The sequence below is a fragment of the Nonomuraea sp. NPDC003201 genome, from assembly GCF_053590415.1.
In genome coordinates, this window is record NZ_JBSFTC010000199.1 from 1 (window position 1) to 21,580 (window position 21,580).

Annotated in this window: 18 protein-coding genes; 8 read left to right on the top strand and 10 right to left on the bottom strand. The window is 71.7% G+C overall.

Features of this window, described 5'->3' with window-relative positions; all coding sequences use genetic code 11:
* Both ACWDX9_RS42495 and ACWDX9_RS42500 read right to left on the bottom strand, forming a co-directional pair.
* Positions 1-4,231, bottom strand: a 4,231-nt coding sequence (locus ACWDX9_RS42495; protein ID WP_449964997.1) for an NUDIX domain-containing protein, incomplete at its 3' end; no start/stop codon positions are given.
* Between the two features lie 20 nt (positions 4,232-4,251).
* On the bottom strand, positions 4,252-4,635 hold the full coding sequence (locus ACWDX9_RS42500) for a YbaB/EbfC family nucleoid-associated protein (RefSeq protein WP_449965000.1): 384 nt from the start codon (positions 4,633-4,635) through the stop codon (positions 4,252-4,254).
* Positions 4,636-4,734: 99 nt separating this feature from the next.
* Here ACWDX9_RS42500 and ACWDX9_RS42505 point away from each other — a divergent pair, with 99 nt between their 5' ends.
* Complete coding sequence (locus tag ACWDX9_RS42505) at positions 4,735-5,040, top strand: hypothetical protein (RefSeq protein WP_397366358.1); 306 nt, start codon at positions 4,735-4,737, stop codon at positions 5,038-5,040.
* A gap of 14 nt (positions 5,041-5,054) precedes the next feature.
* On the opposite strand, the gene ACWDX9_RS42510 is transcribed toward ACWDX9_RS42505, so the two are convergent.
* From ACWDX9_RS42510 to ACWDX9_RS42530, 5 genes are all read right to left on the bottom strand, one after another.
* On the bottom strand, positions 5,055-6,302 hold the full coding sequence (locus ACWDX9_RS42510) for an amidohydrolase family protein (protein ID WP_449965003.1): 1,248 nt from the start codon (positions 6,300-6,302) through the stop codon (positions 5,055-5,057).
* Entirely contained in the window at positions 6,299-7,105 is an 807-nt protein-coding gene (locus tag ACWDX9_RS42515) for an ABC transporter ATP-binding protein (protein WP_449965006.1), read from the bottom strand. Before ACWDX9_RS42515 ends, ACWDX9_RS42510 begins: the two co-directional genes overlap by 4 nt.
* On the bottom strand, positions 7,098-8,783 hold the full coding sequence (locus tag ACWDX9_RS42520) for a dipeptide/oligopeptide/nickel ABC transporter permease/ATP-binding protein (RefSeq protein ID WP_449965008.1): 1,686 nt from the start codon (positions 8,781-8,783) through the stop codon (positions 7,098-7,100). The genes ACWDX9_RS42515 and ACWDX9_RS42520 overlap by 8 nt, the downstream gene beginning before the upstream one ends.
* Positions 8,770-9,717 carry an ABC transporter permease gene (locus ACWDX9_RS42525; protein ID WP_449965011.1) on the bottom strand — a complete coding sequence of 316 codons (948 nt, stop codon included), beginning with the start codon at positions 9,715-9,717 and terminating at the stop codon, positions 8,770-8,772. The genes ACWDX9_RS42520 and ACWDX9_RS42525 overlap by 14 nt, the downstream gene beginning before the upstream one ends.
* Positions 9,718-9,812: 95 nt before the next feature.
* On the bottom strand, positions 9,813-11,318 hold the full coding sequence (locus tag ACWDX9_RS42530) for an ABC transporter substrate-binding protein (protein ID WP_449965014.1): 1,506 nt from the start codon (positions 11,316-11,318) through the stop codon (positions 9,813-9,815).
* Positions 11,319-11,608: 290 nt separating this feature from the next.
* Here ACWDX9_RS42530 and ACWDX9_RS42535 point away from each other — a divergent pair, with 290 nt between their 5' ends.
* Both ACWDX9_RS42535 and ACWDX9_RS42540 read left to right on the top strand, forming a co-directional pair.
* Complete coding sequence (locus tag ACWDX9_RS42535) at positions 11,609-12,703, top strand: Lrp/AsnC family transcriptional regulator (RefSeq protein WP_449965017.1); 1,095 nt, start codon at positions 11,609-11,611, stop codon at positions 12,701-12,703.
* Positions 12,704-12,751: 48 nt separating this feature from the next.
* Positions 12,752-14,005: an amidohydrolase gene (locus tag ACWDX9_RS42540; RefSeq protein ID WP_449965021.1), complete on the top strand. Its 1,254-nt coding sequence runs from the start codon at positions 12,752-12,754 to the stop codon at positions 14,003-14,005.
* On the opposite strand, the gene ACWDX9_RS42545 is transcribed toward ACWDX9_RS42540, so the two are convergent.
* Positions 14,006-15,136 carry an acyl-CoA dehydrogenase family protein gene (locus tag ACWDX9_RS42545; RefSeq protein ID WP_449965024.1) on the bottom strand — a complete coding sequence of 377 codons (1,131 nt, stop codon included), beginning with the start codon at positions 15,134-15,136 and terminating at the stop codon, positions 14,006-14,008. It lies immediately after the preceding gene.
* A 136-nt stretch (positions 15,137-15,272) separates the two neighbouring features.
* On the opposite strand from ACWDX9_RS42545, the gene ACWDX9_RS42550 reads away from it, so the two are divergent.
* On the top strand, positions 15,273-16,730 hold the full coding sequence (locus ACWDX9_RS42550) for an ATP-binding protein (protein ID WP_449965027.1): 1,458 nt from the start codon (positions 15,273-15,275) through the stop codon (positions 16,728-16,730).
* Positions 16,731-16,825: 95 nt separating this feature from the next.
* Positions 16,826-17,314, top strand: a complete 489-nt coding sequence (locus tag ACWDX9_RS42555) for a flavin reductase (protein WP_449965031.1) — start codon at positions 16,826-16,828, stop codon at positions 17,312-17,314.
* A gap of 14 nt (positions 17,315-17,328) precedes the next feature.
* Here the strand turns inward: ACWDX9_RS42555 and ACWDX9_RS42560 are convergent, their stop codons facing one another.
* Positions 17,329-17,961 (bottom strand): response regulator transcription factor, encoded by a 633-nt coding sequence (locus tag ACWDX9_RS42560; protein ID WP_449965034.1) that lies wholly within the window; start codon positions 17,959-17,961, stop codon positions 17,329-17,331.
* Between the two features lie 159 nt (positions 17,962-18,120).
* Between ACWDX9_RS42560 and ACWDX9_RS42565 the strand changes: the two genes are divergently transcribed.
* Genes ACWDX9_RS42565 through ACWDX9_RS42575 form a run of 3 tightly spaced genes read left to right on the top strand, consistent with a single transcriptional unit; the run spans position 18,121 to position 21,279 of the window.
* The gene (locus tag ACWDX9_RS42565; RefSeq protein ID WP_449965037.1) at positions 18,121-19,206 is read left to right on the top strand and encodes a Gfo/Idh/MocA family protein; all 1,086 of its coding nucleotides are present in this window, start codon (positions 18,121-18,123) and stop codon (positions 19,204-19,206) included.
* On the top strand, positions 19,203-19,610 hold the full coding sequence (locus tag ACWDX9_RS42570) for a gluconate 2-dehydrogenase subunit 3 family protein (RefSeq protein WP_449965040.1): 408 nt from the start codon (positions 19,203-19,205) through the stop codon (positions 19,608-19,610). Before ACWDX9_RS42565 ends, ACWDX9_RS42570 begins: the two co-directional genes overlap by 4 nt.
* 40 nt (positions 19,611-19,650) lie before the next feature.
* A complete protein-coding gene (locus ACWDX9_RS42575; protein ID WP_449965043.1) occupies positions 19,651-21,279 on the top strand; it encodes a GMC family oxidoreductase in 1,629 nt (542 codons plus the stop codon).
* Between the two features lie 88 nt (positions 21,280-21,367).
* On the opposite strand, the gene ACWDX9_RS42580 is transcribed toward ACWDX9_RS42575, so the two are convergent.
* Positions 21,368-21,580 (bottom strand): zinc-binding dehydrogenase (locus ACWDX9_RS42580; RefSeq protein WP_449965045.1); only part of this gene is annotated, 213 nt, incomplete at its 5' end.

Here is a 21,580-nt window from a genome sequence, read left to right on the forward strand (position 1 = left end):
CGTCCGCGGCCAGGCGGACGAGCTGCTCGGCGGAGCGGCCCAGCCCGAGGTCACCGGCCAGGCCCTCCAGCGGCGGGACGGTGTCACGGCCGGAGTGCGCGACGATCTCCTCCAGGCGCGCGGACAAACGCGCCGTCGGGTCGCGCAGCTCGGGCAAGGAGTATCTGTCGGCGAGCAGCACCCCGTTCCACAGGTACGGGTCGTCCTGCCAGAACAGGTCCATGGCGGCGCGGAACTCCGCCTCCCCGGTCGTCCCGGCCGGGAGGTAGCCCTTCTCGTGGGCCGCCCGGACGACCGGGAGCAACTCCCTGACGTCGCCGATGCCATGCTGGTCGAGCACGGGTTTGACGAAGCTCCGGACCTTGGCGGAGGTGACGGGCTCCCCCATCATCTCGACCATGAGCCCGATCGTGCGTGCCTGCGCGGGGGTCGCCTCGGGGAGGGAGAAGCGGGCTTGGTAGTGCTGCCCCGTCCAGCGGTAGGGGTCCGCCGCCATGGCCGTTCTGAGAGCGTCGACCAGGCCCGTACGGCCGGTCGCTCCGTCCGGGTCCATGCCGAACCGCCGGGCCTTCTCGTAGACCTCCACCAAAGCGTCGAGATCGAGGTTGAGGCCGAGTTCGGAGGCGAGGTCGTGGAGGGCCCTTCGCGGGTTCGGCCAGTTGAGGGTCCGGCTCATCGAGGCCAGGGCTCTTGCCGTCGTGTCGCTCCCGTCGATGACGGGCAGCTCCTCCACCAGGCGCCGGCCCTCCGCCAGGAGGACGTCGTCCGCCGCGGCCGGGGGGTTGCTCAGCAGGTGTTCGATCCGGTTCGACGGGCCGCCCTGGTGCGGGCCGTTCTGGTGCGGGCCGTTCTGGTGCGGGCCGTTCTGGTGCGGGCCGTTCTGGTGCGGGCCGTTCTGGTGCGGGCCGTTCTGGTGCGGGCGGTCGTTGCCGGGCGACCAGCGGTGGACGGTCGCCGCGGCCTCGGCGAAGTTCCGTGGCCGCGGATCGGCGATCGGCGAGAATCCGTCGGTGTCGGGGAGGCCGGGCATCTCGTGCGTGTTCGCCGGGTGCGGTGGTCTGGGGCCAGTGTCGGACGCGGCCAGGACGCGGTCGAGTTCCGTGCGTACGTCGGGCCAGGCCCGGGCCAGGTCGGGGTGCAGGTTGAGGGACGGCACCTCCTCCAGCGGCACCCACACGTTCTCGAGCGACTCCCGGGAGGCGGGCCAGACGTCGGCCTGGTGGGACATCTCGCCGATGACGGTGTCGTACGCCCAGCCGCCGTGGTCGTCGTGGTGGACCCCGCGCACCTTCACCTCGCTCGGGTCCAGCCGGTTCTCCTCGCCGGCTTCGCGGAAGCCGCCGGCGACCGGGTCCTCGCCTCGGTGGAGGGCGCCGCCGGGCAGCCCCATGGTCCCTCCGTGCTGCGTCTCCATGGAACGCAGCTGCATGAGGACGTGGACCTCGCCGCCGGGACCGCGGTGGAACAGCAGCAGACCGGCCCCGCCTTCCGTGCCCCAGTGCCGGTGGCCCTGCTCGCAATGGGTCCATCCGTCGCTGGGCTTGGAGACCTGCCAGCCGGGTGGAAGGTCGGAATACGTGGCGGGTGTCTCGGCGACGTGCGGGGGCCGCAGCACGGTGACCTCGCCGGGCGTGGCGAGCACGACGAACTCGTTGAGAGGCAGCTGGCCCATTCCCGTCCACGGGGTGGACAGCACCTGGGAGGCCGGGAAGGCCCCCGCCATGACCGCCCCTTCGCCCAGGCCGGTGTACCGCTTGGCGACCCCGGGCATGGCGCTCCACGCCTGCAACGGCAGCGCCGGCGGAGCCGGCACGACGTCGCCGTTCGCCGCCTCCGCCAGGACGGGGACCGGATGCTGGTCGAACGTGATCCCCCGGTAGAGCACCAGCTCCTCGATGCCGCGGCTTTCGAGTTCGCGCTGCGTCTGCGCGTACTGCTGCCGCAGGAAGTCGCGCAGCATGTCCCCGGAGTCGGCGTGGATCTTCGCGGCCGTCCTGGCGCGGTTGAGGTCACCGTACGCCGACAGGTCGAGGACCCCGGTCAGCCCGAACTCGTCGAGCGCGGCCATGTGCATGGCCAGCCGCTCCGGCAGCATCTCGCTCGCGCCGTATCCCCACGTGCGCAGCAGCTCCTCGACGGCCAGCCGTCGCACCGTCCGGTGTGCTTCGGGCGAGTCGAACGGCAGCTGCTGGATGATCTGGCGTTCGCCTTCCGCGTACGTGCGGGCGCCTTCCACGAAGGCCGGGAGCTCGCTCCGTTCGACCGCCTGCCAGGTCCTGATGGTCTTCCCCATGACGCGGACCTCGCTCTGGACGAGGTCGCTGGCGGGGTCGCCGACCGCCGCCCGCAGGCTTCGTTTGCGGCCCACGCCGAGCATGTCCTTCGTCGAGGACCGCATCGTGTCCGCCAGCCGGTCCACCGTGGTGGTGTGGGCGGCCTCCCACGCGGGGCCGCTGATCGGGTCGTAGGTGCCGTCCCGGCTGAGCAGGTCCGCCACCTGCCGCGACACCGGCTCGATCCGGCGCGGGTTCTCGGGCAGCGGGCTGGACCTGGGCACGACGGTCTGACCGCCCTGGAGGTCCGTACTCGCATGATGGGGCGTCGTTGTCTGCCGGCCGGTCACCGGCGGCGGATCGCTGTCCTCGCGCGCTGAGGGAGCGGAGTCGTCCGTGTGCCGCTCCTGGGCGACCGGCGCGGTTTCGGCAGGTGGGCTGTCCTGGGTCTGGTGGTGGTTGTCCTGTTCGGCGGCGCCGTCGGGGGTGGGCGTGATGATCGCCGGGACCGTGGCCGGGAGCAGCGACGTGTGAGGGAGACTGCCCGGAGTCGCGGGCTCGGCCCGCGGGACGGCAGGGGCGGTGTCGCCGATCGGGGCCCGGGCGGCGGGGAGGTTCTGCTGGGGTCGTGCGAGGGTGCCGCCCGGCTCGGCCGGGCTGTGCAGGAGCACGTCGTGGCGCCGGGTGACCTCGCCGACGATCACCTGGCCCTGGTGCGGCTGGGGGAGGTTGGTCCCCGGTTCGGACGGCTGGCGGTTGATCAGGGTGGCGACGTCGGCTTGCTGGTCGGGCCGAGGGTGGTGCTGCGCAAGGGTGGTGGTGTCGTGCCCTGCGAGCCGCGGTGCGGCGTCGTGCGCTACGGACGGCGAGGCGGGATCGTGCAGTACGGGCAGCGGGGCGGCGTCGTGCGGTACGAGTCGGGGCGAGGACGGAAGCGCAGGCGAGGGTGGGGACTGGTTGTGGGATGAGGGCGGCGGGTCGGCATGCGGGGCCGGGGCGGACGGAGTGTCGCCGAGCTCCGCGACCGCCCGCATCGGGAGGTGGCTCACCCGTGCCGAAGCGGGGATGTCGAGGCCGCCCGCGACACCGGAGATGAAGGTGTACGCCAGGTGCTCGCCGTCGAGCTGCCCGCTGATCGCCAGCCCCGGGACGGCTCCGGCGGTGCCCGCCACTCCGCCCAGCAGGGCCTGGCCGTACATGCTCTGCACGATGGCCGCGATCTTGTCGCGTACCGCCAGTTCGGCCTCGGAGGCGACGTACACCATCCGCCGGCTCAGCAGACGTGACAGGGCCGCGTTCGCGCCGGCGAACAGGGCACCGGTCAGCGCGCCGCTGCCCACCGACATCGCCAGCGACGCGAGGTCGAAGTCCCCCGCCTCGCGATCCCCCCAGATCTGCTGCGCCACCTGCACGCCGAAGTCCAGGCCGCCCATGATCCCGGCGAACTTCAGCATGTTGACCAGGATCAGCCGCTTCAGCGTCTGGATGTTCACCTGGGTCAGCAGCGTGTTGTGCTGGATCAGCCGGAGAACGGCCGGGCCGTTGACGTAGATCCACACCAGCAGCTTGACGATCATCGCGCCGAGCAGCGCGAGCGAGGCGTAGATCATCCACTCGGTGTGCTGCATCCGCACGCCGTGCTCGCGCAGGGACGCCGCCTCCTGCCGGAGCGCCTTCTCCAGGAGGTCGATCAGCGTCTCGTCCGAAGCGGTGCCGTCCGCGCCCGGCTGTCCGCCGAGCATCTTGAAGACCTGCTCGAACGTTTCCTTGGCGGCGCCCTGCCACTGGTGGTCGCGCAGCGACCGCACGACCGCGGCGGCGTCGTCCGACTTGATCGTGGCCAGCAGGTCCGCCAGGTTCTCCAGCACCTGCGCCTCGGCGATGACCCCGTCGACGTCGGTCTCCGGAAGCGCCCCGCCCGTCAGCGGCAGCGCCAGCGGCCGTACGATCTCGGGCACCAGACTGAGGTCGAGTCCCATCACCGCGGCTCGGGCGTACCGGGGTGCGGCAGGAACGACTCGAAGTTCGTTCCCTCGCCGAACAGGTCCTCGAACGGGAGCTCCGGCACGCCGAAGGGCTCCATCAGTTCCTTCATCTCGGTGGAGACCTGCCTGGTCGCCCGCCCGATCTGCTCGACGACGGAGGCGGACAGCTCCGACGGGGACAGCTTGCGGTAGACCCGGGGGTCGAACTCGATCGTGCGCACCTCACCGCGGGGACCGACGGTCACGGTCACCATGCCGTCCTTGGACTTCGCCGTCGCCGACAGCTCCCGAACCCTCTCCTGCATCTTCTTGAGCTGTTCGGTCTGCTGGTTGACCTCCTGGACGAGTTGTTCCAACAGCCGCCACGGTTCGTCCATCGTCACCTCCGTCCCTCACGAGCACCAAAAACCTCAGAAGTACCATTCTTTCCCGATTCTTCCACTCATGTCTGCACATGCCAGCTAGGCTCCCGAACCGTGGAGTTCGACGGCGTCGTCTACAGCAAGACCCACCTCCACCGGCTGGCGAGCGCGGCGGACGGCATGGCCGGTGACGTGTCCGGCGCCCACACCCGGTTCGAGGCGGCGTCGAGCGCGGCACACACCGCCGTCGGCGACGACGACTACGGCCGCGCGTACTGGCAGGCGCGCGGGCAGCGGATGGAGAGCATCGGCAGAGGGCTCGACCTGCTCGCGAGCGCGCTCAGGGAGCAGGAGAACCGGCTGCACCTGGCGACGAAGACGTACAAGGCCGGCGAGGACGCCAGCACCCTGCGCACCTGAGCCGGCCGGACCGCCTATGGGCCAGTGCGTACCAGGCCGAGGTCCTTGACGATGGTGCCCGCCTTCATGACGATCTCGATGTGCCCCGGGTCGGCCAGCGCGTGGATGTCCCGCAGCGGGTCGGCGTCGGTGACCACGAGGTCGGCGAGCTTGCCCGCCTCCAGCGTGCCCACCTCGCCGGAGATGCCGAGCAGCTCGGCGGCGGTCCGGGTCCCGGCGACGATGGCGGCCATCGGGGACATGCCGAGCTCGACGAGATGCCCGAGTTCGCGCAGGTTCTGTCCGTGCGGGCACACGCCGGCGTCCGTGCCCAGCGCGATCCTGGCTCCGCGCGCGATCGCGTGGCCGATGTTCCTCTTGGTGATCTCGGACCACTTCACCTTCTTGGCGTAGTGGTACGGCTGCATCGTCTCCTTGTTGATCGCGAACACGGTCGACAGCGTCGGCACGAGGAAGGCGCCGCGCTCCTCCAGGAGGTCGAGTCCCTCGTCGTCGATGCCGTACCCGTGCTCGACGCTGGTCACCCCGCCCCGGAGGGCGGTCAGGATGCCCTTGCGTCCCTGCGCGTGCGCGGCGATGGGCTTGCCGCCGTGCCGGTCTAGCTCGTCGGCGATGGCCCGCACCTCGTCCAGGCGCAGGCCCTCGTCGTCGGGGTGGTCGTGCCTGCTCCCCATGCCGCCGGTCGTGCAGATCTTGATGAGGTCGGCTCCCTGGCGCAGCACCCGGCGCGTCGCCTTGCGGACCTCGTCGACGGTGTCGGCGATCTCGATCAGCTCGGGCACGGTGGGCGCGATCGTCCCGCCGTACAGGTGCATGTCCCCGTGCCCGGCGGTGTGGCTGATCGGGCTCACCGCGAGCTTCAGCCGCGGGCCCGGGATCAGCCCGCGCTCGATCGCCTCGCGGAAGCCCGAGGACAGCCCGCCGAGGTCGCGCGCGCTGGTGACGCCGGCCTCGAGGGTCGCCCGGAGCCGCGCGGCGGACTCGAGGACGGTCAGGGCGGGATCGTTCTGGAGGGCGTGGAAGGGGCCGTTCTCCAGGGAGAAGCCCATATGCACGTGGCAGTCGACGAATCCGGGCAGGAGCGTCCTGCCGCGCAGATCGCGTACGTCGGCGCCGTCGATCTCCGGGGCCTCGGCCGCCGGGCCGGCGAACGCGATGACGCCGTCCGGGGTCACGTCGAGGACGCCGTCCTCGACGGGCGGCGCGCCGGTGCCGTTGATGATCCTGACGTTGGCGAGGCGGAGCTTTCGATGCGTGGTCAAGCGGAGTCCTTCTGACGGGGTTCGATGTCGAAGCCTGGGGCGCCCGGTACGGAGTCGAGCAGGGTGCGGGTGTACTCGTGCCGCGGACTCCGGTAGAGGTCCGCGGCCGGGGCGTGCTCGACGACGTCGCCGTGGTGGAGCACCACGACCTCGTCGCTCACGTGCCGGACGACGGCGAGGTTGTGCGAGATGAAGAGCATGGTCAGGTTGAGTTCGCGGCGCAGCTTGGCGAGCAGGTGGAGGATCTCCGCCTGGACCGAGACGTCGAGCGCGGAGGTGATCTCGTCGGCGATCACCACCTCGGGCCCGGTCATCAGACCTCGTGCGATCGCGACCCGCTGCCGCTGCCCGCCGGAGCACTCGTGGGGGTAGCGGTCGAGGGTGTCGGCCGGCATCCTGACGGCCTCGAGCCACTGGACGATCTCGTCCCGGTGCCGCCGCACGTCCGCCCGGCGCGGGTCCACGGCCTCGGCGAGCGCCTCGCCGATCGTGCGCCTGGGGTCGAGCGACGAGTACGGGTCCTGCGGGATCATCTGGACCTTGCGCCGCAGCGCCCGGCGGCCCGCGCCCCGCGCGGAGGAGATGGGGACGCCGCCGATCCTGACGCTCCCCGCGGTCGGCCGGACGAGCCCGACCAGCGCCTTGGCCAGCGTCGACTTCCCCGATCCCGACTCGCCGACGATGCCGACCGTGCGGCCCCGGGCGACGTCCAGGGTGATGCCGTGCAGGACGCGCGTCGCGTTCTTGCCCCACCCGTAGCCCACCTCGAGGTCGCGTACCTCGACGGCCGTCTCCTCATCCATGCGAGTGCTCCTTCGTGCGCGGCGGGGTCCACGACGCGTCGATGTCGGGAGTGGCCTCCAGCAGGGCCCTCGTGTACGGGTGGCGGGCGGTCTCCACGGTGAGCTCCCCGGCGGCGACCTCCTCGACGATCTCGCCGCGGTACATCACGAGGACGCGGTCGCACAGCGCGCGGACCACCCCGATGTCGTGCGAGATGAACATGATCGAGGCGCCGAACTCGCGGTTGACGCGCTTGAGCTCGCGCAGGATCTCCGCCTGGACGGTGACGTCCAGGGCCGTGGTCGGCTCGTCCGCGATGATCAGGCGCGGCTCGACGGCCAGCGCGGCGGCGATCATGGCCCGCTGCCGCATGCCGCCCGAGAGCTCGTGCGGATGCTGCTTCATGCGCTGCTCGGGCCTGGTCAGGTGGACCACCCGGAGCGCCTCGAGGATGCGCTGCGCGGCCTCACGCCCGCCGAGGCGCTTGTGGGTGCGCAGCACCTCCGTGAGCTGGGTGCCCATCCGCAGGGCGGGGTTGAACGTCGAGCCCGGGTCCTGGTAGATCAGGCTGACGGCCTCCGCCAGGGGGGCCGGCGGGACGGGCCGGCGCAGGTCCAGGTCGCCGACCGCCATGCGGCTCGCCGTCGAGGTCAGGCCGTCCGGCAGCAGCCGCGCGAGCGACATCGCGGTGAGGGTCTTGCCCGACCCGCTCTCCCCCACGATGCCGACGATCTCGCCCCGCCCGATGCCGAAGGAGATGCCTTTGACCAGCGGCGTGTCGCCGGCGTGGATCCACAGGTCGCGGACGTCGGCGAGCTGGTCGCTCGTCGCCTCCTGCGCGGCGGCCGGGGGTGTGCCGCTCCGGCCCGGCGCCGTGTGCCCCCGCGGGTTCGCCGCCGCCGCGAGCCCGTCGCCGATCAGGACCGCCCCCAGCCCGGTCAGGACGATGAGGCAGGCCGGGCCGACCATCTGGAAGGGCCTCTCGGCCAGGAGCGAGGGCAGGGCCTCGTTCAGGAGCTTGCCCCAGTCGTAGGAGGGCGACTGGACGCCGAGGCCCACGAACGACAGCGCGGAGATGGCCGTGAGCGTGGCCGCGAACGTCGAGGCCGTCAGCACGAGCAGCGGCTCGGCCATGTTCGGCAGCATGTGCCTGATCGCGATCCGGGCGCGGCTCACACCCAGGAGGCCCGCGGTCGACACGTACTCCTGCTGCGAGACCTTCGCGGCGAGGTTCGCGGTGAGGCGCGCGAAGTAGGGGATGCCGGACAGGCCGATCGCGATCACCGCCGAGGAGCCGCCCGCTCCGAGCACGGCCGCCACGACGAGCGCGAGCAGCAGCCCGGGGAAGGCCACCATCGCGTCGATGACGCGCAGGCAGACCTCCCTGACGCGGGGCCGCACGAGCCACACGCCGGTGCCCAGGACGACGCCGAAGACGACCGACATGGCCGTCGCGCCCACGGTCATCAGCAGGGTGAGGCGAGTGGCGACCAGGCTGCGCAGCAGGACGTCGTGGCCGGCCGCGTCGGTGCCGAGCCAGTGCCCGGACGAGGGCGCGGCGAACCGCAGGCCCAGTACGGCCGCCCGCTCCGTGAACAGGATCGGGGCCAGCACGGCGATCAGCACGATGCCGCTCAGCAGGGCCAGGCCGAGCACGAGCCCGGGGTTGCGGCGGCGCGGCCGGCTACGCGGAGACATGCGACCCTCCGAGGGTCCGCTGGTCGATCAGCCCGAGCAGGACGTCGACGAGGAGGTTGACGAGTGCCGCGATCATGCCGATGACCAGCACCATGCCCTGGATGACCGGATAGTCGCGGTCGAGGATGGCCTTGATGATGCCGCTGCCCAGGCCGGGCAGCGCGAACACCGACTCGATGATGATCGCGCCGCCGATCATGCCGGTCAGGATCAGGCCGCTCAGGGTGAGCGTGGTGGTGAGCAGGTTCGGCAGCGCCCATCGGACGTGGCGCCGGAAGGCGGGCAGCCGCCAGCCGCGGGCCGTCCGCATGTAGTCGGTGTCGAGCACGACCGCCGTCTCGCGGCGGACGACCCGGGAGATGGTGCAGATCGGGCCGATCACGATCGCCGCGACCGGAAGCACGAACGACGCGGCCCCGAAGCGGGGCGCGTAGGCCGGCGGGAAGAGCGGCACCAGCCCGATGCCGAGGGCGAACATCACGACCAGGAACGACGCCATGATGTAGCCGGGGATCGAGTCGAGGAAACCGGTGACCACCCCGAAGGCGGCGTCCAGCCACCTGCGCCGGCCGCCGCGCGTGAGGACGCCGATGACCATGCCGAGCGGCACGGCGACCAGCAGGACGACGACGATTCCCGTCACCGCGATGGTGGCGGTGAAGGGGAGACGGTTCATGATGATCGTCTCCACCGGCTGCCGGTACATGAACGACGTGCCGAGATCCCCGGAGAAGACGCCGCCCGCGTAGACGAGGAATCGTTCCCAGATCGGCCGGTCGAGCCCCAGCTCGGTCCGGACGCGCTGGACGTCGGCGAGATCGGCGTTGGCCCCGGCGACGCCGACCGCCGGGTCACCGGGAATGAGCTGGACGATGAGGAACGACACGACCAGCAGCGCGACGAAGATCACGACAAGGCTGGTGAGCCGCCGCACGGCGAAACCGAGCCAGGCGGAGGAGCCCCGCGACCGGGCGCTCGGACCAGGCGTGGAAAGACTCGGACCAGGCGTGGAAAGAGAGGTCATGTCGGCTACTTGAGGATGCGCAGGGTGGCGGGGTCGAGGTAGTCGTCGAAGGTCCGGATGGCGAATCCGCTGGAGACGACGGTGGTCGTGGGCAGGGTCGACAGCGGGATCGCGTCGACCCGCTGGAGGAACGACTTCTGCGCGGACTGGAGGGCGGCGCATTGTCCGCCGCTGTCGGTCACGCTCATGGCCTGGGTGACGAAGCCGTACCCCTTCTCGTTGACCGATCCCGTCTTGTTTCGGCCGCCCTTCTCGGTCGCCGGGCCCATCACCCGGAGCAGGGAGGAGGTGAGGGTGCCCAGCTGGTTGTTGTCACCCTGGACGTTGATGTCCCAGTCTGAGCCGCCGGCCGTGGTCACCGTGGCCCAGTTGGCGTTGTCGAGGGAGCTGACGGTGACGTTCGCGCCGGCGTTGCGCAGCGCCTCGCCGATGTAGTCGTTGCCGCCCTGCAGCAGGGTCGTGCCGACGATGCGGACGCGGACCCCGGCCAGGGTCTTGGCGGCGGCGCCGGAGTCCTGCGGGACCAGCAGCGACCGGTCGGTGTTCACGCAGGGGAGCTTGGCCGAGCCGACGGACAGGATCGTGCTGCCCCGCTTGCCGCTGATGATGTCGCTGAACGCCTGCGGATCGACGGCCTGGGCCACCGCGGCGCGCAACTCGGGCCGGTCGGCGAAGGCCGTTCCCGGACGCTCGTTGAACAGCAGGTACGTCGTGGTGTTGGAGGCGCTCGACGTGGAGAACCGGGTGTTGCCGCCGAACCGGGCCACGTTCTCGTCGGAGACCACGCCGACGTCCAGGCTGCCGGCCAGCAGCTGGGTGGCGATGGTCGCGTAGTCGGTGATCGGCGTGAGGTTCAGCTGCTTGGCGGGCACGCCTTCCAGAGGCTTGGCGAACGCCGGCCAGCCCGCGTAGCCGTCGCGCAGCGTCAACTGGTAGGACACCGCCGCCTGGGACGAGGTCAGCGTGTACGGGCCGGAGAACGCCCCGGCGGCCTTCCCGGCGGCGAGTCCCTTGAGGTCGCTCAGACCCGAAGGGCACACGATCCCGGCCTGCGGCAGCGTCAGCCCGGTGAGGAAGTCGGACCACGGGACGGACAGGGCCGCCTTCACCGTGTTCGTCTTGTCGTCGGCGGTGAACGTCGCCGTGCCCGATCCCAGCGCCAGCGTGCGGCCCGAGGAGCCCGTCTCCTTCGCCGCGAACCGCGTCAGCGAGGCGGCCACCACCGACGGCGTGATCGGTTTGCCGTCCGAACAGGTCAGCCCGCCGCGGATGGTGAACGTGTAATGGGCCGCGTCCTCCGCCTGCCAGGCGGACGCGATGCCGCCGACGAGGGAGTTGCCCGCGTCCTTGCGCACCAGCGTGTCGAACAGCAGCCGGGCCACGCTGAAATCGTCGCCCCCCTTGGCCAGCGCCGGGTCGAAGGTCGCCGGATCGGTGTTCAGCGACATGTTGACGGTGTCGGTCGCCCCTTCGGCGACACCGCATCCGGCCAGGCCCGCCACGAGCGCCATCGCGAGAATGGAATTGCGAAACACTGATCCTCCAGCGCACTCGCGAGAATGAATGGCGCCGAGCCTAGGTGTCGCCTGCCGAATCCAGGTCTTCCGTGACGCAGAGCGCACGGAATTGCGTGATATCGCGGCCCGGGCGCACGATCCTTCCCGCGGGCTTCGCCGGAGGTTTCCCTCGCGTTACGGCTTCCTGCACGTGACCGTGTCTCTGTGAGCCGATCCTACGCGGCGGTCCGGCAGGCGATACATGGTCATGGGCGGATCCGGCGTGTCCGTGCAGGATGAGGCGCATGGTCGACGGGCTGGACTTTCAGATCATCAACGCGCTCCAGATCCATCCCCGGGTCCCGTGGGTCCAACTCGGGAGGATCCTCCAGGTGGACCCTTCGACGATCTCGCGCCGCTGGTCGGCCCTCACCCAGCAGCGGCAGGTGTGGACGAGCTGCTTCGAGTGCGTGCCACGCACCGGCCAGCAGGAGATCTCCGCCCTGGTCGAGATCCGATGCGCGCCCGGCCGGCGTGGCGACGTGATCGCCGAGCTCAGCCGGCAGGGACCCATCATCAGCGTGCACTGCACGTCGGGCGCCCGCGACCTCTATGTCATGATCTCGATGCCCACCCTGCTCTCCATGGACCGCTACATCGACGAGCGCATCTCCGGCGTCCCCGGCATCGTCGGCACCCGTACCCACTACCTGCGCAGGATCTTCCTGGAAGGGTCCGGCTGGCGGCTCAACGTGCTCTCCGACGAGCAGGCCCGCGCGTTGCACCTGCTGCGGCCGTCCGAGCCGCCCGAGCACCGCAAGCCCGCCCACTTCGACGTCATCACGGCGCTCAGCACGGACGTGCGCCGCACCGCCGCCGACATGCAGCGGCAGCTGGGCCGCTCGATCTCGGTCATCTCCCGGGACATCGACGCGCTGCTCGCGGCGAACTGGGTCAGATGGCGCGTCGACTTCGCGCACACCCTCCTGGGCTGGTCGGCGGCGGCGGTGCTGTGGCTCGACGTCAAACACCCCGACCTGGAACGCCTCATCGCCTCGCTGCGGCTGCTCTGCCACGTGCGGCTGTGCGCCTCGGTGACCGGTGAGGCCAACCTCGCGGTCTTCCTGTGGCTGCGCAACCTGCAGGAGCTGGACGAGATCGAGGGCAGGCTGTCGTCGATGTTCCCGAAGCTGCTGGTCAAGGACAGGTGGATCGTGCCGAGGATCGCCAAGCGCACGGGCTACATTCTCGATCTCGACAGCCGGCGCCTGCGTTACGTGCCCGTCGGCGGCCAGCCGGTGTTCGACGACCAGCTTCGTGCGGGCTCGGCTCGAAAATCCGATGTTTCATGCGGAATCAACGCCGATCGACGCCCATTCGCGGCGCCTTTCCTAGCCTGAGCGGAACGACCGCCCGGCCGTTGATCAGTGCGCAGAGAAAGAGGTCGTGTGGACATCGAGGAGCTCAGGGCATTCCGGCGAGAACTGCACCGCAATCCGGAACCCGCATTCGTGGAGATCGGGACGGCGGCCCGGATAGCGAGGGCCGTCGAAGACCTGCCGGTGACCGTCCTGACCGGAAAGGACGCCCACGACCTCTCCCCCGTCGTGAACTACCCGTCGCCGCCCACGCTCGCCGAATGGGCGGCCCGCGCCGTCGATTCCGGCATCCCGCCGGAGAAGGCCCGGTATTTCCAGGAGAACGGCACCGCGCTGGTCGTCGATTTGGCCGGCGTCCGGCCGGGGCCCCGATGGGGCCTGCGCGCCGACATCGACGCGCTGCCGATCCGGGAGTCCGCCGATCCGGCCCATTTCCCGGCCGCGAACGGCTTCGCGTCGGCGAACGGCGCGATGCACGCCTGCGGCCACGACGCGAACGCCACCATCGGCGTGGGCCTGCTGCACCGCCTCGCCGACCGCGACTTCGCGGGCTCGCTGAGGGTGCTGTTCCAGCCCGCCGAGGAGGGGGTACGCGGAGCGCAGACGATGATCGACGCCGGGGTGGCCGACGACATCGACATCATGCTCGCCGTGCACATGGCGGGCGAGCTGGGCGTCGGCCACGTCGTGGGCAGCTTCACCGGCGGCATGGCCACCCGCAAGCTGAAGGTCGACTTCACGGGCCGGGCCTCCCATGCCGCCGGCTCGCCCGAGTCGGGGCGCAACGCGCTGCTCGCCGCCGCCATGGCCACGCTGGCGATCATGGCGCTCCCCCGCTACGGGTCCGCGGACACCAGGCTCAACGTCGGCACGCTCGTCGCCGGTGACGGCGTCAACATCGTCCCGGCCTCGGCCGTGATGACCTGCGAGGCGCGCGCCACCGACGACGAGGTCGTGGACGAGCTGGTCGACCGGATCCGGTCCATCGTGGACGGCGCCGCCCGCACGCAGGACGTCGAGGCGGCGCTGGTCGTGACGGGCAGCTCCGCCACCGTGACACCCGACGACGACCTGGTCGACCGCATCGTGGACGTGGCCGGAGCGCACCCCGGCGTCGTGGAGGTGATCAGGACCCAGGCGTTCGCCGGCAGCGACGACGCCAACCTGCTCATCCGGCACGTCCAGCGGCGCGACGGCAAGGGCGCGTACCTGATGATCGGAGGCGGCAGCCCGGGCCCGCACCACAGCGCGGGCTTCGACGTGGCGGAGGAGTCGATCCCGCTCGGGATCGACCTCCTCGAAGCGCTGATCCGCCAGGGCTGATCACCGGAAGGCGGGGACGGTGGGCGGCAGGCCCATGAGCACGGCGCCCGCGGCGTCGTACATCGCCGGGCTGAGGAAGGCGTGCTCCTGCGGCACCAGCGCGTCGCCGAGCAGGGCGGGCAGCGGGTGGTCCTGGTAGATCGCGGTGGTGCCGGACAGCGAGACGACCTTGTGGACCACCTCCGACGCGGTCCGGGCGAGGTGGGCGGCGGACAGCCGCAGGTGGGCGTTCTGCTCGTCGCTGACCAGGCCGCCGGCGACGAGCGTCTCCCAGGCCTCGTCGGCGGCCTCGTAGAAGTAGGCGCGGGAGGAGCGCAGCGTGGCCTCGGCCTCCGCGATGCCGGCGCGGTAGTAGGCGCGGTCGGCGAGCTTGGGGGCGCCGGTGATGCTGCCCCGGCCGCTGCCGACCCCCTCGGCGAAGTCGAGGGCGGCCCTGGCTACCCCGGCGGAGACCACGGAGAGCGACTGGGCGACGTACGTGATCGCCGGGTAGCGGTAGAGCGGCTCGTCGACCACCGGCTCCCCGCCCCGGATGAAGGTCCACTCCCGGTCGACCTCGACGTCCTCGGCGATCAGGTCGAAGGAGCCGGTGCCCCGCATGCCGACGACGTCCCAGTCCCGCACGATCTCCAGGCGTTCCGGACGTATCAGCGCCCCGCGCGGCTTGCCCGAGGTCAGGTCGTCGCCGGGGATGCCGACGCAGACGATGTCGGCGGCCATGCAGCCGCTGGCGAACTTCCACCGGCCGTTGACGAGGAAGCCGCGCTCCGTCGGGGTGGCCTGCTGGATCGGGAACAGCGCCCCGGCGAAGACGACGTCGGGGCCGCCGGCGTACAGCTTGGCCTGGGTCTCCAGCGGCAGCGAGCCCAGGTAGACCAGCTGGGAGCCGAAGCTCGCGACCCAGCCGGTGGAGCCGTCGACGGCCGAGATCCGCTCGATCTTCTTCAGGAACTCGGCGGGCGCCATCGTCTCGCCGCCGAACCGCTCCGGCGTCGCGCAACGGTACAGGCCGAGCCGCTTGAGCCGCTCGACGAAGTCTCTGGGGACGTAGCGCTGCTCGCGGAACTCCTGGCGACGCTCGGCCAGCTCGGCCAGCATCGCGTCGAACGCGGCGGGATCGTCCTGCGCCATCCTTGCTCCTCACGGGTCTGACGGTGTGCTCCGAGGTTAGGAAGAACGCTTGCGCCCGTCAGTCGTCATTTCCTCACCTTGACGTAGGGGATATCTTCATCCCCGGCCCCCACGCCGGGTGACCTACCCTGTGTCGATGCGAGTAGATCCGCGGGCTCCCGAGCTCGTCGCCGCGGACTTCGTCGCGATGATGAACGCCTCCCGGATGTGCGTCCTCATCCACGACGCGGCGACCAAGAACATCCTGTGGGCCAACCCGGCCGCCTGCGAGCTGCTGGAGTTCGGCCTGAGCGAGATCCGGCCGCTCAAGGCCGACCACATGAGCAGTTCGGCGCAGCAGTACGACCGGGTGATCGGCCGCGCCTGGCTGCAGGACGCCGTCGAGAAGGGCGCCAGCCGGATCGAGTGGCACTACCGCTCCAAGTCCGGCCGGGTGATCCCGACGGACGCGCTCGCGGTGCGGGTCGAGCTCGCGCAGGGGCCGGCGGTGATGGTGCAGTTCCGCGACATCGAGCGGGAGCAGCGGGTGGAGCGCGAGCTGCGGCTCACCACGTCGTACGTGGACGCGCTGGCCCACTACACCTCCACCCTCGCCCTGATGCTGGACGAGACCGGCACGATCAGGTTCGCGACCGACACCGCGCTCACCGCGATCGGCGCTCCGGTGGACGGGCCGATGCGGCCGTTGACGGCGTTCGCCCGGCTGCGGCTCGACGGCCGCGACGCGAGCTGGGCCGACGTGCTCGCCCGCGCCACCCCGGTCACCCCCGTCCAGCTGGAGGCGGGCCGCGTGTGGCTGGAGGGCTCGCTCGAGCGGCTGCGGGAGGAGGACGCCACCGCGCTGCTGATGATCCTGCACGACGTCTCCGACCGGGTCCAGGACCAGGTCCGCCGGGCCAGGGAGCTGCACCGGGAGAACTACCTGGCCCGCTACAACGCCATGGGCGACATGGCGATGGCGATCGCCCACGAGCTCGGGCAGCCGCTGGCCGCCGCCGCCAACTTCCTGGCCGGCGTGCACACCCGGGCCGCCCGGCTGCCGGAGGCCGGCGGGCTGGCCGAGGGAGTCACCAGCGCGGTCAGCCAGATCGAACGCGCCGCGGCGATCGTCGGCTCGGTGCGTGCCTTCGTCGGCCATCTGGAGCAGGTGGAGCAGGTGGCCGACCTCAACGACGTCGTCGAGGAGTGCCTCTACTTCGTGCGGCTGCGGGCGGCGCCGCTCGGGGTCGAGGTGCGGGTCCGGCTGGCCCCCGAGCCGGTCCTGGTGCGCTGCGAACGGGTGCTGACCGGCCAGGTGGTGCTCAACCTCTGCTTCAACGCCGTCGATGAGATGGGGCAGTCGCCGGCGGCCCCGAGGCGGATCGACGTGGCCACCGCCGCCGACGGCAGCTTCACCGTCGACGACCGGGGCCGGGGGCTGCCGCGCGACCCGTTCGCGGAGTCGTTCACGTCCAAGGAGCACGGCAGCGGGATCGGCCTGGCGCTCAGCCACCGGATCATCACCCGCCAGCACGGCACGATCCGGGCCGAGAGAAGGGCGGAGGGCGGGTCGCGGTTCGGGTTCACGCTGCCGCTCGCCGAGCCGGGCGCGTAGGGGAAATCCTCAGCCGGCGTGGATGAAGTCTCGATTTCGACGCCGGGGGCCGCGGCCTAGGTTCGGAGGCAGCCGATCACCTTCAGGAGGCAGCCGTGACCGAGGCGCAGCACCGTTTCCGTGCCGCGATGGCGAACCTGTCCGCCGCCGTCAACGTCGTCACCACCGATGGCCGGCACGGCCGGGCCGGGGTGACCGTGAGCGCGGCGTGCTCGGTCACCGACTCCCCGCCGACCATGCTGATCTGCGTCAACCGCTCCAGCAGCTCGCACGACATCGTCATGGCCAACGGGCGCGTCTGCGTCAACGTGCTCGGCACCGACCAGGAGGAGCTGGCGATGCACTTCGCCGGCGCGACGAACGTGCCGACCTCCGAGCGGTTCGGCGCGGGCTCCTGGGACTTCGGCACCTACGGCGTGCCGGTGCTGCGCGACGCGCTCGCCTCGGTCGTCGGGCGGATCGTCACCAGGCGCCGGCAGGGCTCGCACACGGTGGCCTTCGTCGAGATCGACGCGGTCACCGCACGCCTGGACAGCGGCGCCCTGGTCTACTTCCAGCGCCGCTTCCACAGCCTCACCGCCTGACGCCGCCGGGCTCGTCAGAGCTCGATCCGGCACTGGAGGACGTCGCGGACCAGCGCGCCCAGGCTGTCCGCGCCGGTCTTGGCCTTGATCCGGGCCCGGTGCACGTCGACGGTCTTGACGCTGGTGCCGAGCCGGCGGGCGATGAGCTGGCTGGGCAGGCCGTCCACGACCAGCCTGAGCACCTCGCGCTCCCGCGTGGTGAGCGACTCGACCCGCTCGCCGACGGCCCGCCGGTCGGCGTGCTCGCGGAAGCGCCGCTCGGCCTCCCGCAGCTGTTCCTGGACGACGTCCAGCATCTGCTGCGGCTTGTACGGCTTCTCCAGGAAGTTCACCGCGCCCTGCCGCAGGGCCCGTACCGACATCGCGATGTCACCATGGGCGGAGCAGAAGATGATCGGGGCGGGATAGCCGAGCCCGAGCAGCCGTTCCTGCAGCTCGAACCCGCTCAGGCCGGGCATCCGCACGTCCACGATTAGGACGGCGGGCTCGGCGGCGTCGTACTCGGCCAGGAACGTCGCGGCGTCGGGATAGGTGAGCGCCTGGACCCCGACGCTCTCGAAGAGGAAGACGAGCGAGCGCCTCAGGTCGTGGTCGTCGTCGACGATGTGCACCACCGGGCCTGCCTGGGCCGATTCAGCACCGCTCATCTTCCCGTCCTCCGCAGGCCACGTGCTCGTACTATGCGCAGCCCGCCGGATCGGGGCAATCCCCCCGGTTCGGCCAGCGGACTGGCGAGCTTGGAGAGCGGGCCGCGCCGGACGTTGACTTCCATCGGTCCCGTACGCAACCAGAAGGACGGAAAACACGTGCACCACCGCATCGGCATCCTCGGCACCGGCAACATCTTCGGCCGCTACGTCACCGGCATGGCCCGCTACCCGGAGCTGGAGATCGTCCGCGTCGGCGACATCGACGTCGACAGGGCCAAGCGGGCCGCGGAAGAGCACGGCATCCCCGCCTGGGGGGACGGCGACGAGCTCTACGCCGACGACTCGATCGACATCCTGGTGAACCTGACCCCGCCGGCCCACCACGCGAGCACCGTCATCCGGGCCCTGGAGTCCGGCAAGCACGTCTACGTGGAGAAGCCGCTCGCCGCGACCGTCGCCGAGGCGCGGGAGGTGCTGGCGGCGGCCGGGACGAGCGGCCGCGTACTGGGCTCCGCGCCGGACACGTTCCTCGGCAGCGCCTCCCAGACCGCGCGCAAGGCGCTCGACGACGGGCTGATCGGCGAGCCCATCGGCGTGTCGGCGTTCGTCCGGCACAGCAAGGCCGAGACCTGGCATCCGGACCCGCGGTTCCTCTTCCAGCGCGGGGGCGGGCCCGTCCTGGACATGGGGCCGTACTATCTGGCCATACTGGTGAACCTGCTCGGCCCGGTCAGGTCCGTGGCGGGGGCCGCTCGCGTCGGCGCGCCGATGCGCGCGGTGACCGCGCCGGACCGCGTCGTGGACCGGATCGACGTCGAGGTGGCGACCCATGCCTCCGCCGTCCTCGTCTTCGATTCCGGGGTCATCGGCACCACGCTGATGAGCTTCGACGTCTGGGACAGCGACCTGCCCGCCATCGAGGTCTACGGCACCGAAGGGACCCTCACCTTGCCCAACCCCAACCACTTCGACGGCGACGTACGGGTGCGACGGCACGGGGACGCGGACTGGTCGGTCCTGCCGCCCGTCGTCGGCCTGTTCGGCGCGGTCGGCACCAAGGAGCAGGCCCGCCGCGGGCTCGGCGTCCGGGATCTGGCCGACGCGATCGAGGGCGGCCCCCACCGCGCGAACGCCACGTTCGCCTTCCACGTGCTCGAGGCCCTTTCCGCGATCGACGGGCCCGGCCAGGTCGTCCGCCTGGAGAGCACGTGCGAGCGCCCGGCCCCCCGCTTCGCGGAGTGACCCCGGGGCAGGCCGCGACGCTGGGCGCGGTGGTCGACACGATCGTCCCCGCCGACGATCACCCGAGCGGCACCGAGGCGGGGGTCCTGGACTACCTCGCCGGGCAGTTCGGCCGTGACCTGGCTGATCTGCGCGCCTTCTACGAGGCGGGGCTCGACGCCGTCGAGGCCGAGGCGCGCGAGCGGCACGGCGCCGGCTTCCCCGAGCTCCCGCCCGGGCGGCGCGAAGAGCTGCTGCGGGCGCTGGAGGCGGGCGACACCCGCGTGCCGTGGCCGTTCGACGCGGCGGCGTTCGTGGAGACGGTGGTCGGGCACGTCATGGAGGGCTTCTACGGCGACCCCGGCAACGGCGGCAACCGCGACGCCGCCTCCTGGCGGATGATCGGATTCGAGGTACGGGACTGATGCGGACGCGGGCTGTGGCCGGATGCGAGGTACGGGGCTGATGCGGGTGGACGCGGTCGTGATCGGGTCGGGCGCCGGGGGCGGGGTCGCCGCCGCGGTCCTGGCCGAGGCGGGCAAGCGCGTGCTCGTGCTGGAGCGCGGCCGCGACCTCACCTTCTCGGAGATCGGCCGCGACCATCTGCGCAACCACCGCCTCACCCGCTATCCGCACCGCTCCGGGCCCGACTACGAGGACGGCCCGCGCGTCGCCGTCGACGCCACCGGCGGTGAGCACGTGGTACGCCCGCACGAGCCGGGCTTCCACGGCAACGCCACGCTGGTCGGCGGCGGCACCCGGCTCTACGGGGCGCAGGCGTGGCGGTTCCTGCCCGCCGACTTCACGATGGCGAGCACGTACGGCGTGCCCGCGGGCAGCAGCCTCGCCGACTGGCCCATCGGATACGACGATCTGGGGCCCTACTACGAGCGCGCGGAGTGGGAGATCGGCGTCTGCGGCGACCACGCGGCCGGCAGCCGCCACTGGAGGCGCGCCAAGCCGTACCCGATGTCCCCGCTCCCGGAGGGCCTGCAGGCCGCCGCCCTGCGCAGGGGCGCGACCGCCCTCGGCTGGGACGTGCTGCCGGTGCCGCTGCTGATCAACTCGGTGCCGTACGGCGGACGGGCCGCCTGCACCCGCTGCCAGCACTGCGTCGGCTTCGCCTGCCCGGCCGACGCCAAGAACGGCTCCCACAACACCGTGCTGAGCCGCGCGCTCGCCACCGGCCGCGCCCGGCTACTGCCGGAGGCCGTCGCCGAACGCGTCGAATGCGACCCGTCGGGCCGCGTCACCGGCGTGCGCTGGGTGGATCGCTCGGGGGCCCGCCACGTCGCCGAGGCCGAGGTCGTGATCTGCGCGGCCGGCGCGATCGAGACGGCCCGGCTGCTGCAGAACTCCCCGACGCGGCGCGAGCCGCACGGACTGGGCAACAACCACGACCAGGTGGGACGGCATCTCCAGGGCCACGCCTACGCGTGGGCGCTGGGCGAGATGGACGAGCCCGTGCACGACGGGCTGGGCCCCGGCGTCTCGCTCGCGACCCTCGACTTCGTCCACCACAACGACGGCCTGGTCGGCGGGGCGATGCTGGCGGACGAGTTCACCGTGCTGCCCCTGGCCTTCTGGGCCCGGAACCTGCCGCCGGACCTGCCCCGCTGGGGCGCGCGCAACAAGCAGTACATGCGCGACAACTACCGCCGCGTCATGCGGGTGGGCGGACCGGTCCAGGAGATCCCCAGCCCGGAGGCGAGGACGCGGCCCGACCCCCGCGTGCGCGACCGGTGGGGCATCCCGGTCGCCCGCCTGTCCGGCACGACCCATCCGGAGACCCTGCGTACCGGGGACTTCATCGCCGAGCGCGCCCGTGAATGGCTGCTCGCCTCGGGCGCGCGCCGGGCATGGGCGGCACGGGCGCCCCTGTCCCTGCACGCCGGGCAGCACCAGTCGGGGACGTGCCGGATGGGCGACGACGAGCGGACGTCGGTCGTGGACCGGTGGGGCCGGGTCCACGGGCACGACAACCTCTATGTCGCCGACGCCTCCGTGCACGTCACCAACGGCGGGGTCAACCCCGTACTGACGGTCATGGCGCTGGCGTTCCGGACGGCCGAGCGACTGTGCGCCGAGTGGTGACGCCTGCTCAGGACAGCCGAGTGGTGACGTCTCTTCAGGATGATCGCGTGGTGACGTCTCTTCAGGACGGCCGGGTGGTGACGTCTCTTCAGGACGGCCGGGTGGTGACGTCGAGCACCACCTTGCCGGTGGCGTGGCCGTCCTCCACGAGCGCGAGCGCGTCGGCCGCCGCGGCGAACGGGAACACCCGGCGCACACACGGGTCCAGCTTCCCCGCGACCACGAGCTCGGCCAGGGCCGACAGCGTCCCCGGGTCCCCGGTCCGCGAGAGCGGGCGGGCGCCGAAGCGAGCGGCGGTCTC